The organism is Streptomyces sp. NPDC002054, from assembly GCF_040296685.1.
Lineage (GTDB): Bacteria > Actinomycetota > Actinomycetes > Streptomycetales > Streptomycetaceae > Streptomyces.
Genome location: NZ_JBEOXT010000002.1, coordinates 251,958 through 265,284 on the forward strand (window position 1 = coordinate 251,958; position 13,327 = coordinate 265,284).

Genomic DNA, 13,327 nt, shown 5'->3' on the forward strand with positions numbered 1-13,327 from the left:
TGCGGCCGGGGGCGGCACTACTGTGGTGGGGCGCCACAGTCAAGGGAGTGAACAGATGGACCACAGCGGGCACGGCATGGACATGGAGATGGACCTGCCGCCGTTCACTCTCGGGCGCGGGCTGGAGTTCTCCTTCGACGCCTTCTTCCTGTTCGGCTGCCTGGCGGTGCTCGCGCTCTACGGCTGGGGGGTCTTCCGGCTGCGCCGCCGGGGCGACGCCTGGTCGGTGGGGCGGACCATCGCGTTCACCGCAGGCGTCCTGAGCATCGCGCTGGTGATGTGCACCCGGCTGAACGACTACGGCATGGTCATGTTCAGCGTGCACATGGTCCAGCACATGATCATCAGCATGATCTCGCCGATCCTGCTGCTGCTCGGCGCCCCCATGACCCTCGCCCTGCGGGCGCTGCCGCCGGCCCCCCGCGGCCACAAGGGACCCCGCGAGCTGCTGCTGGCGCTGCTGCACAGCCGGTACATGCGGATCGTCACCCACCCGGCGTTCACCATCCCGATGTTCATCGCCAGCCTCTACGCCCTGTACTTCACCCCGCTCTTCGACTTCCTCATGGGCAGCCGGACGGGCCACATCGCGATGATGCTGCACTTCCTCGCCGTCGGCCTGGTCTTCTTCTGGCCGATCATGGGCGTGGACCCGGGCCCGCACCGCCCCGGCTATGTGATGCGGATGCTGGAGCTCTTCGCGGGGATGCCCTTCCACGCCTTCTTCGGCATCGCCCTGATGATGGCCAGCGAGCCGATGATCGGTACGTACGCCCATCCGCCGGCCTCGCTCGGCATCGACGCCCTCGACGACCAGCAGTGGGCCGGCGGCATCGCCTGGGCGTTCAGCGAGATCCCCTCGGTGCTGGTGCTGATCGCCCTGGTCTACCAGTGGTACCACTCGGAGCAGCGGGCCGCGAAGCGCGCCGACCGGGCGGCGGACCGGGACGGCGACAAGGAGCTCGAGGCCTACAACGCGTATCTGGCCTCGCTCCAAGCGCGTGGCCAGTAGCGGAGGACCGCCTCCAGGCGCCACCATGGGGCATGACCGGATCCGTTAAGGCGATGGCCGTGGTGACCTTCGCCGCTCTGGTGGCCGTCGCCGCGTATTCGGTGGCGCTGGGCAGCAACGGCTGGCTGTGGTTCGGCTGGGTGGTCCTGGGACTGCTCACGGCCGGCATGGCAGCCTCCCGCAGCGGCTGACCCGTCTCGCACAATTGGCCGATTCCCGTTGGCGGACGGATGAACTCCAGGCAACGCCATCCGTACTAGGGGTAACACGAAGTCCGTGTGACGACCCCGGTGCGTGCCTGGAGGAATCATGGCCAACGGCGATGACGACAGTCGGGCCTGCCAGGCCTACGCGGAGATCCTGCAGGAGGTCCGCATCGCCCAGACAGCGGTGCAGTTCCTGCTCGGCTTCCTGATGGCGGTGGCGGTGACGCCGCGGTTCGCCTCGTTCCAGACCGCCGACCGCACCATCTACGTCACCTCGCTGGTGCTGGCCTTCGGCTCGGTCGGACTGCTGACGGCCCCGACCCCGCTGCACCGGCTGTGCGAGTCCATGGACAAGGAATGTCTGGTGCGGATCGCCGGGCGGCTCGCCCTGTGGGGGGTGTTGCTGCTGATGCTGGCCCTGTCGGCGGCCGTCCTGCTCGTCCTCAACCTGGTCGTGGGACTGTCCCTCGCCGGAGTTCTCGCCGGCTTCATCCTGGTCTGGCTGGGCGGATTCTGGTTCGCCATGCCCATCTGGCACCGGGTCCGTCACACTGATTTTCCTGCCCGGTAGAAGGGAAAAGCCCGGTGTTCTACCACGTGCTCAAGCATGTCCTGCTCGGCCCACTGCTACGGCTGCTGTTCCGGCCCCGGATCGAGGGGCTGGAGAACATTCCGGCGGACGGCGCGGCCATCGTCGCCGGGAACCACCTGTCGTTCTCCGACCATTTCCTGATGCCCGCGATCCTCAAGCGGAGGATCACTTTCCTGGCGAAGGCGGAGTACTTCACCGGCAAGGGCCCGAAGGGGCGGCTGACCGCCGCCTTCTTCCGCAGCGCCGGGCAGATCCCGGTGGACCGCTCCGGCAAGGAGGCCGGCCGGGCCGCGATCCGCGAGGGACTGGGGGTGCTGGCCCGGGGCGAGCTGCTCGGGATCTACCCGGAGGGCACCCGTTCCCACGACGGGCGGCTGTACAAGGGCAAGGTGGGGGTGGCCGCGATGGCGCTGGGCGCCGGGGTGCCGGTGATCCCGTGCGCGATGGTGGGCACCTTCGAGATCCAGCCGCCCGGACAGGTGGTCCCCAAGATCCGCCGGGTCACCATCCGGTTCGGCCGGCCGCTGGACTTCTCCCGGTACGCCGGCCTGGAGGGCGAGAAGGCCGTACTGCGGGCCGTCACCGACGAGATCATGTACAAGATCCACGCTCTGTCCGGCCAGGAATACGTCGACCGGTACGCCGGCGAGGTCAAGGCCGAGGCGGAGGCGGCACGGAAGAAGGCCCGGCGCACCTCGCGCTAGGCCTTCTCCCGCTTGCGGAACCTGAAGGGTTACCGGACGGCCGGCAGGTCCTCGAGCTGCGGCAGCGCCGACGGCGCCGGCACCGCACCCTTGGCCTTGGCGGCGGCCGGAGCCGGCGCCACGGGGCCGGCGTGCGGGGCGCAGGTCACGTCATAGGCGTCGACCTTGCCGGTCAGCAGGTAGCGGTCCACCCGGTCGTTGACACAGGGGTTCTTCAGACCGGTGACCCCGTGCGAGCCCGCGCCCTCCTCGGTGATCAGGCGAGAACCGGCCAGCCGGCGCTGGAGCTCCTTCGCACCCTCGTAGGGGGTGGCCGCGTCCCGCTCGGCCTGGACGATCAGCACCGGCGGCAGCCCGCGCTCGGCACCCACCTCGACCGGCTTGTGCTGCTTGGACTTCCACACCGCGCACGGGTAGTTCATCCAGGCGTTGGACCAGGTCAGGAAGGGGTATTCCTGGTGCAGCCGGGTGTTGTCCCGGTCCCACTTCTTCCAGCTGGTCGGCCACTTGGCGTCGGTGCACTCCACGGCCGTGTAGACGGCGTTGCCGTTCTCCGAGGCCGCGTTGCCCACGGTGTCGGTCATGTCCGGGGCTGCCGCGTCGACCAGCGCCTGGGTGTCGCCGGCCAGGTAGTCGCTCCAGGTCTGGGCGACGGGCACCCAGGAGGAGTCGTAGTACGGGGCGCCCTGGAAGAAGCCGATCAGCTCGGCCGGTCCGACCTTCCCGCCGATCGGGTTCGCCTTGGCGGCGGCACGCAGCTCACGCCACTTCGCCTCCACCTTCTCCGGGGTGTCGCCGATGTGGAAGCTGGCGTCGTTCTTGGCGACCCAGGCCTTCCAGTCGTCCCAGCGCATCTGGAAGGCGACGTCCTGGTCGAGGTTGGCCTCGTACCAGATCTTCTCCTTCGACGGGTTGACCACGCTGTCCACGATCATGCGGCGGACGTGGTCCGGGAACAGGGTCGCGTAGACCCCGCCGATGTAGGTGCCGTAGGAGACGCCGAGGAAGTTGAGCTTCTTCTCGCCCAGGCCGGCCCGGACCACGTCCAGGTCGCGGGCGGTGTTCGCGGTGGTCATATGCGGCAGCATCCAGCCGCTGCGCTCCTTGCAGCCGTCCGCGTACTCGGCGGCGAGCTTGCGCTGGGCGCGCTTGTCGGCCTCGCTGTCGGGAACCGGGTCGGCCTTGGGGGCCTTGACGAACTCCTGCGGGTCGATGCAGGAGATCGGCGCGGAGTGCCCGACGCCGCGCGGGTCGAACCCGACGAAGTCGTAGGCCTTGGAGGCGTTGGTCCACAGCGGGTTCTTGGTCGTGACCCGGCGCGGGAAGCGCATACCGGAGCCGCCGGGGCCGCCCGGGTTGTAGACGAGCGCGCCCTGGCGCTCCTCCTTGGTGCCGGTGTTGCCGATCCGGTCGACGGCGATCTCGATCTGCCGGCCGAAGGGCTTGGCGTAGTCGAGCGGGACCTTCACCCAGCCGCACTGGATCGGCTTCTCCAGGCCCCAGTCGGCCGGACAGTCCTTCCAGTCGATGCCGGCGCGCTCCGCCCGGGCGGCGGCGATCTGCACGCCCACGGCTTCCGAAACGGCGTAGGAGCGGCTGTCCGCGCCGGCGGGCGGGGCGAGCAGCAGGCCGGCGCCCAGCATGCCTGCGGTGAGAGTGGCGGCGCTCCCCAGCGCCGCGGTGCGTATCACGTGGTTGTTCCCCCTGCGTCAGGTGCCGCCCAGGGCGGCTCGGTTCGCGGTCAGGGGGATCCTTTCGTCTGCGCAGGTCGTGGCAACAGAGCTGGGCCTTGTTCTTTGCCAAGCCGATAACCGGAGAGTGGTGTACCGCTGAACGGAGTAGGGCTACCAGGCGTACAGACGGCAGGCCTCGTCGAGGAGTTCACGCAGCCGGAGCCCGTCCGGGGCAAGTGCGGTGACCAGGACGGCGGGCCCGGCGAGCGGGGTGGCGGCGGCCAGTTCCCCTAGCATCCGGGCCGTGGCCGGAACAGTCTCGAAGGCCGGGTCCACGACCAGGAGTTGGCCCAGGGCGCGGTGGCCGGCGAGGCCTGCGGGGCCGTCCCAGCCGGCGGGTGCGCCCGGCCCGCCGGCGGTCTCCTGGTCCAGCAGCGGGCGGCCGTCGCACAACACGGTCAGCCGGCTGCGCAGCCGCCCGGGGGCCTCGCCGGTGCGGCCCAGGATCTGTTCCTCGCGGAGCACCAGCCGGGCGCCCGGGGCGAGTTCGGCCCGGGTGGACACCCGCAGGTCGCTGCCGCGCACCGAGACGAGCGGCTCGGGCAGCCAGCGCACCGCGGCGTCCCCGTCCAGGGTCAGGTGTACGTCGTACCGGGCGGGTTCGCCGGCCGGGCCGGGCAGGGCGAGGGTGGCGGCGGCCGAGCCGACGGCCAGCCGGGTGCCCGGCCCGGCGGTGGCCCGCAGGGTGAGGTGGTCCCCGCCGAGCGGTGCGCTCATCGCGCCGACCAGGGTGACCCCGGCTTCGGTGCCGTTCCCCCGGGTGCGGCGCAGGGCCAGCGGCCCCTCCCCGGCCAGCACCGGCAGGGCGGTGCCGCCCCGGCCGTCGGCCCGGGCCGTGAGGCGGGCGGTGGCGCGCAGCGCCCGGCCGCCGCGCTGGCGGGGGGTCCGGGCCGCTGTGCTCACCGGGACACCCAGGCGGCGACCTGCTCGCGGACCCAGGCGGCCACCGGGCCGATGCCTTCCGGGGTGCGCAGGGACTGGAAGGTGACGGGGAGTCCGGCCCGCTGTTCGGCGGCGTCGCGGGCCATCCGGTCCAGGTCGGAGCCGACGTGGGGGGCGAGGTCGGTCTTGTTGACCACCAGCAGGTCGGCGGTGGTGACGCCCGGGCCGCCCTTGCGGGGGATGTCGTCCCCGCCGGCCACGTCGATGACGAAGATCTGGGCGTCGACCAGGCCGCGGGAGAAGGTGGCGGTGAGGTTGTCCCCGCCGGATTCCACCAGGATCAGGTCCAGCAGGTCGAGGGACTCCTCCAGTTCCTCCACGGCCTCCAGGTTGGCGGAGATGTCGTCGCGGATGGCGGTGTGCGGGCAGGCGCCGGTCTCCACGGCGGTGATCCGCTCGGGCGGCAGGACGGCCTCGCGGAGCAGGAACTCGGCGTCCTCGCGGGTGTAGATGTCGTTGGTGACCACGGCCATCGAGTAGGTGGTGCGCAGTTCCCGGCAGAGCGCGGCGACGGTGGCGGTCTTGCCGGAGCCGACGGGTCCGCCGAGTCCGATGCGCAGGGCGCGCCGGGATCCGTCCGGCCGCAGGGGTGCGGCGCTGTGGGTGTGCCGGTGCGGGAAGGTCACGGCGTGGTCGAGGTGCATGCGTACTCCCTGAAGGGGGTGCGGGGGTGGCGTGGGTGGCGTGGGTCAGGAGGCGAAGAGGCGTACCGGCCAGTTGGCATGGGCCTCTGCCGCGATGTCGAGGAGGGGCGAGGAGGCCGCGGGCAGCGTGTGCGGGCCGTCCCGGCGGGCCGTGTGGGCGGCCTCGGCTGCCCGGCCGGCGACGGTGTCGAGGTCGGGGGCGAGCCGGGCGAGTACCCCGCTGGCCTCGAAGGGGTCCAGGCCCAGCAGTCGTACGGTGGCGGTGGCCGGGCCGCCGACGGCCTCGTACGCGGCGATGTGGGCGGCGTCGAGCGGGGCCAGACCGGCCGCGCGGGCGGTGACGCCGAGGACCACGGGCTGGTGGGCGCCGCGCGGGAAGGCGGCGGCCAGGGCATCCAGTTCGGCGGCGGGCCAGGTGGCCCGGGCGGCGCGCAGCAGCTGCCGGCCGAGTTTGCGGGCGGCCAGGCGCAGCGCGGGTGAGGGGGTGCGGGCGTCGGCGGCGGCGTCGAGGCCGGCCGAGTCCAGGCCGAGGGCGGCGGCTGCGGCAAGGGCCGCCGCAACCAGTCCGGCGGTGTGCAGCCGGCCCCGGCAGAACTCCTCCAGGGTGGCCGCGTCGTGGATCCGGCCGGCCTTGACGGCGGCCTCGGCCCCGCCGGAGTGGGCGTGCCCGCCGGCCGGGAAGCGGCCGTCGGCCAGCACCAGGAGGGCTGCGCGGCTCATCGTAGGCCTGCCATCAGAAGAGGAAGTAGCGCTGGGCCATGGGAAGTTCCGCGGCGGGGGCGGGTTCCACGGCTTCGCCGTCGATGGTCACGGTGAAGGTGTCGGCGTCGACCTCGACCCGGGGCATGGCGTCGTTGTTGCGCATGTCGGCCTTGGTCACCTTGCGGGTGCTGTCGATGGCGAGGAACTCCTTGCCCAGGCCGAGCCGTTCGGGCAGGTGGTCGTCGAGGGCGGACTGGGCGGTGAAGTTGACCGAGTTGAGGGCGGGGGCCCGGCCGTGGCTGCCGAACATGGGCCGCGGCAGAACGGGTTGGGGGGTGGGGATGGAGGCGTTGGCGTCGCCCATCTGCGCGTAGGCGATCTGCCCGCCCTTGATGACCAGTTGGGGTTTGACGCCGAAGAAGGCGGGGTCCCACAGCACGAGGTCGGCGAGTTTGCCGGTTTCGACGGAACCGATCTCGCGGGAAAGGCCTTGGGCCACGGCCGGGTTGATCGTGTACTTGGCGATGTAGCGGCGGGCCCGGTGGTTGTCGGCCGGTCCGTCGCCGGGCAGGGCGCCGCGCCGCTTCTTCATCACGTGGGCGGTCTGCCAGGTCCGCAGGATGACCTCGCCCACCCGGCCCATGGCCTGGGAGTCGGAAGAGATGATCGAGATGGCGCCGAGGTCGTGCAGGATGTCCTCGGCCGCGATGGTGGTGGGCCGGATCCGGGACTCGGCGAAGGCGAGGTCCTCGGGGACGGCCGGGTTGAGGTGGTGGCAGACCATCAGCATGTCGAGGTGTTCCTCGACGGTGTTGAGGGTGTGCGGGCGGGTGGGGTTGGTGGAGCTGGGCAGCACGTGCGGCTCGGAGACCACGCTGATGATATCGGGTGCGTGCCCGCCGCCCGCGCCTTCGGTGTGGTAGGCGTGGATGGTGCGGCCGGCGATGGCCGCGAGGGTGTCGCCGACGAATCCGGCCTCGTTGAGGGTGTCGGTGTGGACGGCGAGCTGGGCGCCGGTCTGCTCGCAGACGTCCAGGCAGGCGCTGATGACGGCGGGGGTGGCCCCCCAGTCCTCGTGGATTTTGAACCCGAGGGCTCCGCCGCGCAGTTGGGAGTACATGGCCTTGCGGGAGGTGGTGTTGCCCTTGCCGAGCAGGCCGATGTTGACGGGGTGGGACTCCAGGGCGGCGAACATCCGGGCGAGGTGCCAGGGTCCGGGGGTGATGGTGGTGGCCTTGGTGCCCTCGGCGGGCCCGGTTCCGCCGCCGACCAGGGTGGTGATCCCGGAGGCGAGGGCCTCGTCGAGGATGGTCGGGGAGATGAAGTGCACATGGGCGTCGATGGCCCCGGCGGTGAGGATCTTCCCGTTCCCGGAGATCACTTCGGTCTCCGGCCCGATCACCAGCTCGGGCGCCACCCCATCCATCGTCTCCGGGTTGCCGGCCTTGCCGATGCCGGCGATCCGGCCGTCGCGCAGGGCGATGTCGGCCTTGACGATGCCCCAGTGGTCGAGCACCACGGCGCCGGTGATCACGGTGTCGGCGGCGCCCTCGGCGCGGGTGGTGCGGGCCTGGCCCATGGACTCGCGGATCACCTTGCCGCCGCCGAACACGGCCTCGTCCCCGGCCCGGCCGGGGCCGCCGGAGAGGTCCTGCTCGATCTCCACGAGGAGGTCGGTGTCGGCGAGCCGGATCCGGTCTCCGACCGTGGGGCCGAACAGATCGGCGTACGCCGGGCGGGAGAGCTCAGCCATCGAGCGGCCCTCCGGTCTCCCCGCGCAGGCCCGGTACGGTGCGCAGGCCGGCCAGCGGGACGAGTTCCACGGCGACCGGGATGCCGGGCTCGAAGCGGACGGCGGTGCCGGCGGCGATGTTGAGGCGCAGGCCGTGTGCGGCGGACCGGTCGAAGTCGAGGCCGGGGTTGACCTCGGCGAAGTGGTAGTGGGAGCCGACCTGGACGGGCCGGTCGGCGGCGTTGAGTACGGTCAGACGGGTGACGGGGCGGCCTTCGTTGAGGACGACCGGGCCGTTCCCGTACTGGATCTCACCGGGAATCATGCGGTTGTTCCCCTCGCGCTCAGACGATCGGGTCGTGGACGGTGACGAGTTTGGTCCCGTCCGGGAAGGTCGCCTCGACCTGGACGTCGTGGAGCATCTCGGGGATGCCGTCCATGACCTGGTCGCGGGTCAGGACGGTGCGGCCGGAGGCCATCAGCTCGGCCACGGTCCGCCCGTCGCGGGCGCCTTCGAGGATGTGCGAGGTGATCAGGGCGATCGCCTCGGGGTGGTTGAGCAGCACCCCGCGCGCCCTGCGCTTCTCGGCGACGTCGGCCGCCACGTGGATGAGCAGTCTCTCCTGCTCGTGCGGTGTCAAGTGCACCCGTATCACCCAGTCTCATGGACATGATCACCACACGCCCTGCGGGATCCAGGCGGCTTACGCTAGGACCCCCGCTTTTCCGTCGCGTTAACGCACGTTTCAGGCGAGCACCCGGTTCAGCGGCCTGCACCACCCCCGGGCGGCACTCCGTATACGGCGCAACGTGGCCTATTCCGGATACGGACCGTACACATTCCGGGACTTGGCGTCACGCCGCGCCGTCGCCCGTTCGGAGCAGCGGGGGAACGGACGGAATCGAACCCGGACTTGCCGCCCGGGGTCCGATCCCCGCTTGCACAACGCCGCTGGTCGGGCGGCGGATCACGGGAGTGTCGCAGGCGCGGCGCACGCAACACGCCGTAAGGGCCACATAAGTGATGATGGCGCACACGCCCAACAAAAGTCCTGAATCCGGCAATTCCTAGGCCAGGATCTCCCTCCAGCAGGAGACCCGCCCTCCCGGCGGGCCCGACCGAAGGGTTCCGATGTCCACGTTCAAGAATGCAGTTCCGTCCCCCCTGGGACGTGCTGGGGTGACCGCCGTGCTCACCTTCGCGGTGGCCGGCGGCACCATGCTCGCCCCGGGCGCCGCTCCGCCCGCCCAGGCCGCGACGGCACATGCCTGGGAAGCGCTCCGGGTGGCCGCCTCCAAACAGGGCGCGCCCTATCAGTGGGGCGCCAAGGGTCCGAACAGCTTCGACTGCTCGGGGCTGACCCAGTATTCGTACAAACGAGCAGGCAAGAAGCTGCCGCGGACCGCGGCCCAGCAGTACCGCCGTACGAAGCGGATAATCGCTGGCTCCCGGCTGGCGGGCGACCTGGTCTTCTTCCGGTTCCGGGGACGGGTCTACCACGTGGGCGTATACGCCGGCGACGACATGATCTGGCACTCCCCCAAGCCCGGCGGCAGGGTCCGGCTGGAGAAGATCTGGACCGACAACGTCAGCTACGGCCGAGTACGCTGACCCGGCGCCAGATCCCGTACCAGGCCAGCACCGTCCGAGGAGATCCGTGTACCTCAACCCCGTCCGGCACATCACCTTCGACGCCCTCGAGCCCTATGCGGTGGCCCGGTTCTGGGCGGCCGTCACCGGCTACGCCATGGAGAGCTCGGCGAAGGAGGGCGACGAGGACGTGCTGCTCGAGCCGGGGCAGCCCGGCGTGCCGGGGCTGCTGTTCATCCGGGTGCCGGAGGGAAAGACCGCCAAGAACCGGGTACACCTGGACATCCAGCCCACCGACGGGACCCGCGACCAGGAGGTGGAGCGGCTGCTGGCCCTCGGCGCCCGGCTCCTCGACGACCGGCGCACCGCGGACGGCCTGGGCTGGGTGGTCCTGGCGGACCCGGAGGGCAACGAATTGTGCATCGAGCGCAGTGCGGCGGAGCGCGGGTCGGCCTGAGCGTACGGGCGGGCCGGGCGCCGGCGGTCAGCAGGGTTGGGATTCCGCGGTGGCGCCAATGCTCCAGGGCAGGGCGATCCATACCGTCTTGCCGCCCTCGGCCGTCGGGGTGACCGACAGCCGGCCGCCCGATTCCGCGGCGAGCCAGCGGATGATCACCATGCCCCGGCCGTTGTCCTGCTGGACGGCGGCCGGGAGCCGTTTGGGCCAGCGCGGGTGGCTGTCGGTCACCCCGACCCGCAGCAGCTCCTCGCGTTCCAGCCGGACGTCCACCGTGAAGGTGGGCGACCGGCCGAAGGTGTGCTGGACGGCGTTGGTGGCGAGTTCGGAAACGATCAGCCGGACGGTGTCGGCCGTGACATGCTCCTCCGGCAGGCCCCATTCGCTGAGCACGTCCGCGACATAGCGGCGGGCGGCGGACACCGAGGCGGGATCGCTCGGCAGAGTGACGGATGCTTCCTGGTGGTCTGCCATGGCGCGCTGTCCCTTTCCCACCGGGGCGGATTCGCCCCGGATCTGTGCTTCGCGCCAGACTGCCACTGTTCGCGGGACCCCTGCCGCTGTTCCCCAAGATATGCATATATCTGTCGCTCAAAGCGGTGAACTCTGCTACGAGAGAGCGTATTTGGACGGCAGACTGGTGCGAGCTGTGCCGGTGGAAGGGGAGGCGGGTATGCAGCACGGCCCCGCGGTGCGCCGGCGGAAGCTCGGCGAGGAACTGCGTGCATTGCGCGACCGGTCCGGGCTCACCAGTGGTGAGGCCGCCCGGATCGTGGGATGGCACCAGTCGAAAATCAGCCGTATCGAGACCGGCCGCAGTGGCGTGAAACCGGAGGATGTCCGGCTGCTGCTGGACGCGTACGGAGGGGTGGGCGCCCAGCAGCGCGCACTGCTGGAGGCGCTGTCGGCCTCGGCCGCCGGGCCGGCCGGCGGCCGGGAGAACGGGCGCGGCCGTGAGTGGTGGCACGACTACCGGGGGCTGCTGCCGCAGGAGTACCGGGACTTCATCAGCCTGGAGGCGGGAGCGCGGTCCGCCCGGACCGTGGAACTGTCGGTGGTGCCGGGGCTGCTGCAGACCGCCGCGTACGCGAAGGCGGTGACCCGGGCGGCGCTCGGCGGGCTGCCGGAGCCGAAGGTGGACGCGCTGGTCGACGTACGGCTGGCCCGGCAGTCGGTGCTCCGGGCGGATCCGCCGCTGGAGCTGAGCGCAGTGCTGGACGAGGCGGTGCTGCGGCGGCAGATCGGCGGGCCGGGGGTGATGACCGAGCAGCTGCGGCACCTGGCGGCGGTGGCGCGGCTGCCCCAAGTAAAGCTCCAGGTATTGCCGTTCAGTGTGGGGGGTCATCTCGGCCTGACCGGACCGTTCGTAATTTTCTCATTTCCGAACATCGCCGATCTGGATGTGGTGGTACTCGACCATTTGACGAGTAGCCTCTATCTGGAGCGGAAGGAAGACCTTGACGCGTACAGCGCCGCATTCCGCACCATCCAGGCGCACGCCCTCCCGCCCCAGGACTCGTCGGATCTGATCAGCGTGATCGCTGACGACGCGTAAGGAGGCACCCCCCGTGTCCGCAACCCCCTGCCGCACCAGCGGACTTCCGAACAGCGCGCGGTGGCGGCGGAGCAGCCGCAGCACCGGAATGAACAACTGCGTGGAAGCAGCCGGCCTCGACGGCGGCCTGCTGGCCGTCCGCGACTCCAAGCGGACGGACGGCCCGGTCGTGCTCTTCTCCGGGCCGGCCTGGACCGGCTTCCTCGCCACTGTCCGGGCGGACGCCCGCTAGCCCGCTAGAGCGTCTCCCCCAGGTCCGTGGCACCGGCCGGAGCGGTCCGCAGGATCGTTTCCACAGCCCGGGAGATCTCGTCCCCCGTGAGATCGGCCCGAGCGGTCAGCCGCAGCCGGGAAATGCCGTCCGGCACGGACGGCGGCCGGAAGCACCCCACGGACAGTCCTGCCTCGCGACAGTCGGCGGCCCAGCGCAGTGCCGCCGAAGGCGACGGGGCCCGCACCGACACCACGGCCGCGTCCGGCCGGGCCGCGGTCAGGCCGGACGCGGTCAGCCGCTCGTACAGCTCGGCGGCCACCGCACGGGCCTGCCCGGCACGTTCCGGTTCGCGGGCCAGCAGCCGCAGCGCCGCCAGCGCGCCACCGGCCGCGGCCGGCGCCAGGCCGGTGTCGAAGATGAAGGTCCGGGCCGTGTTGACCAGGTGCCGGATCACCCTGGCCGGGCCCAGCACCGCGCCGCCCTGGCTGCCCAGCGACTTGGACAGGGTCAGGGTCGCGACCACGCCCGGCGCACCGGCGAGGCCCACCGCGTGCAGTGCGCCCCGGCCGCCCTCGCCCAGCACGCCCAAGCCGTGCGCATCGTCCACGACCAGGGCCGCGCCCTCCTCGCGGCAGACCGCGGCGTACCCGGTCAGCGGGGCGGCGTCGCCGTCGACCGAGAAGACCGAATCGCTGACCAGCAGGGCCCGGGTGCCGGGCGCCCGCGCGGCCAGGCTCTTGCGGGCGGCGTCCGGGTCGGAGTGCGGGACCACCGCGGTCTCGGCACGGGAGAGCCGGCAGCCGTCCACGATGGACGCGTGGTTGCCGGCGTCGGAGACCACCAGGGCGCCCCGGCCGCTCAGCGCGGTGACCGCGGCCAGATTGGCGGCGTACCCGGAGGACAGCACCAGGGCCGCCTCGAACCCGCAGAAGGTGGCGAGCTCCCGCTCCAGCTCGGCATGGAGCTCGGTGGTGCCGGTGACCAGCCGGGAACCGGTGGCTCCGGCGCCCCAGCGCCCGGCGGCCTCGCGCGCCCCGCGGATCGTCTCGGGGTGCCGGGTCAGGCCCAGATAGTCGTTGCTCGCGAGGTCCAGCAGACCGGAGTCGGCAGGGCGGGGGCGCAGGGTGCGTACGAGCCCTGCCTGCTCCCGGGTCCTGGCCTCGTCGTCGATCCAGGCGAACACGTCCATTGGCTGGTCCTCGCGTTTTGTCGGCTGTCCACAGACCTTCCCCGACCCTAGCCG

The 13,327-nt window shown here is 71.6% G+C and carries 17 protein-coding genes; 8 read left to right on the plus strand and 9 right to left on the minus strand.

Features of this window, described 5'->3' with window-relative positions:
- Window positions 1-55 precede the first annotated feature (55 nt).
- The 4 genes from ABT123_RS02725 (at window position 56) to ABT123_RS02740 (ending at window position 2,514) form a co-directional block, all read left to right on the plus strand.
- Window positions 56-1,012, plus strand: a complete 957-nt coding sequence (locus tag ABT123_RS02725; RefSeq protein WP_351308719.1) for a cytochrome c oxidase assembly protein — start codon at window positions 56-58, stop codon at window positions 1,010-1,012.
- A gap of 32 nt (window positions 1,013-1,044) precedes the next feature.
- The gene (locus tag ABT123_RS02730; RefSeq protein ID WP_351308722.1) at window positions 1,045-1,203 is read left to right on the plus strand and encodes a hypothetical protein; all 159 of its coding nucleotides are present in this window, start codon (window positions 1,045-1,047) and stop codon (window positions 1,201-1,203) included.
- Window positions 1,204-1,321: 118 nt separating this feature from the next.
- Complete coding sequence (locus tag ABT123_RS02735; RefSeq protein ID WP_351308725.1) at window positions 1,322-1,789, plus strand: DUF6328 family protein; 468 nt, start codon at window positions 1,322-1,324, stop codon at window positions 1,787-1,789.
- A 14-nt stretch (window positions 1,790-1,803) separates the two neighbouring features.
- Window positions 1,804-2,514 (plus strand): lysophospholipid acyltransferase family protein, encoded by a 711-nt coding sequence (locus ABT123_RS02740; protein WP_351308728.1) that lies wholly within the window; start codon window positions 1,804-1,806, stop codon window positions 2,512-2,514.
- 29 nt (window positions 2,515-2,543) lie between these two features.
- Here ABT123_RS02740 and ABT123_RS02745 read toward each other — a convergent pair whose 3' ends face one another.
- The 7 genes from ABT123_RS02745 to ABT123_RS02775 form a co-directional block, all read right to left on the minus strand.
- Entirely contained in the window at window positions 2,544-4,157 is a 1,614-nt protein-coding gene (locus ABT123_RS02745) for an alpha/beta hydrolase (RefSeq protein WP_351309028.1), read from the minus strand.
- A 201-nt stretch (window positions 4,158-4,358) separates the two neighbouring features.
- On the minus strand, window positions 4,359-5,150 hold the full coding sequence (locus ABT123_RS02750; protein ID WP_351308731.1) for an urease accessory protein UreD: 792 nt from the start codon (window positions 5,148-5,150) through the stop codon (window positions 4,359-4,361).
- Window positions 5,147-5,833 carry an urease accessory protein UreG gene (gene ureG / locus ABT123_RS02755; RefSeq protein ID WP_351308734.1) on the minus strand — a complete coding sequence of 229 codons (687 nt, stop codon included), beginning with the start codon at window positions 5,831-5,833 and terminating at the stop codon, window positions 5,147-5,149. Before ureG ends, ABT123_RS02750 begins: the two co-directional genes overlap by 4 nt.
- 45 nt (window positions 5,834-5,878) lie before the next feature.
- Window positions 5,879-6,553 (minus strand): urease accessory protein UreF, encoded by a 675-nt coding sequence (locus tag ABT123_RS02760; RefSeq protein ID WP_351308737.1) that lies wholly within the window; start codon window positions 6,551-6,553, stop codon window positions 5,879-5,881.
- A gap of 13 nt (window positions 6,554-6,566) precedes the next feature.
- Window positions 6,567-8,288: an urease subunit alpha gene (locus tag ABT123_RS02765; protein WP_351308740.1), complete on the minus strand. Its 1,722-nt coding sequence runs from the start codon at window positions 8,286-8,288 to the stop codon at window positions 6,567-6,569.
- A complete protein-coding gene (locus ABT123_RS02770) occupies window positions 8,281-8,592 on the minus strand; it encodes an urease subunit beta (protein WP_351308743.1) in 312 nt (103 codons plus the stop codon). The genes ABT123_RS02765 and ABT123_RS02770 overlap by 8 nt, the downstream gene beginning before the upstream one ends.
- A gap of 19 nt (window positions 8,593-8,611) precedes the next feature.
- Window positions 8,612-8,914 carry an urease subunit gamma gene (locus tag ABT123_RS02775; protein WP_351308746.1) on the minus strand — a complete coding sequence of 101 codons (303 nt, stop codon included), beginning with the start codon at window positions 8,912-8,914 and terminating at the stop codon, window positions 8,612-8,614.
- A 485-nt stretch (window positions 8,915-9,399) separates the two neighbouring features.
- On the opposite strand from ABT123_RS02775, the gene ABT123_RS02780 reads away from it, so the two are divergent.
- Window positions 9,400-9,879: a C40 family peptidase gene (locus ABT123_RS02780; RefSeq protein WP_351308749.1), complete on the plus strand. Its 480-nt coding sequence runs from the start codon at window positions 9,400-9,402 to the stop codon at window positions 9,877-9,879.
- A gap of 46 nt (window positions 9,880-9,925) precedes the next feature.
- Window positions 9,926-10,315, plus strand: a complete 390-nt coding sequence (locus ABT123_RS02785) for a VOC family protein (protein WP_351308752.1) — start codon at window positions 9,926-9,928, stop codon at window positions 10,313-10,315.
- Between the two features lie 27 nt (window positions 10,316-10,342).
- On the opposite strand, the gene ABT123_RS02790 is transcribed toward ABT123_RS02785, so the two are convergent.
- The gene (locus ABT123_RS02790) at window positions 10,343-10,789 is read right to left on the minus strand and encodes an ATP-binding protein (RefSeq protein ID WP_351308755.1); all 447 of its coding nucleotides are present in this window, start codon (window positions 10,787-10,789) and stop codon (window positions 10,343-10,345) included.
- A 199-nt stretch (window positions 10,790-10,988) separates the two neighbouring features.
- Here ABT123_RS02790 and ABT123_RS02795 point away from each other — a divergent pair, with 199 nt between their 5' ends.
- Window positions 10,989-11,870, plus strand: coding sequence for a helix-turn-helix domain-containing protein (locus ABT123_RS02795; RefSeq protein ID WP_351308758.1), 882 nt, complete (start codon window positions 10,989-10,991; stop codon window positions 11,868-11,870).
- A 13-nt stretch (window positions 11,871-11,883) separates the two neighbouring features.
- On the plus strand, window positions 11,884-12,102 hold the full coding sequence (locus tag ABT123_RS02800; RefSeq protein ID WP_351308761.1) for a DUF397 domain-containing protein: 219 nt from the start codon (window positions 11,884-11,886) through the stop codon (window positions 12,100-12,102).
- Window positions 12,103-12,106: 4 nt separating this feature from the next.
- On the opposite strand, the gene ABT123_RS02805 is transcribed toward ABT123_RS02800, so the two are convergent.
- The gene (locus ABT123_RS02805; protein WP_351308764.1) at window positions 12,107-13,273 is read right to left on the minus strand and encodes an 8-amino-7-oxononanoate synthase; all 1,167 of its coding nucleotides are present in this window, start codon (window positions 13,271-13,273) and stop codon (window positions 12,107-12,109) included.
- Between the last annotated feature and the right edge of the window lie 54 nt (window positions 13,274-13,327).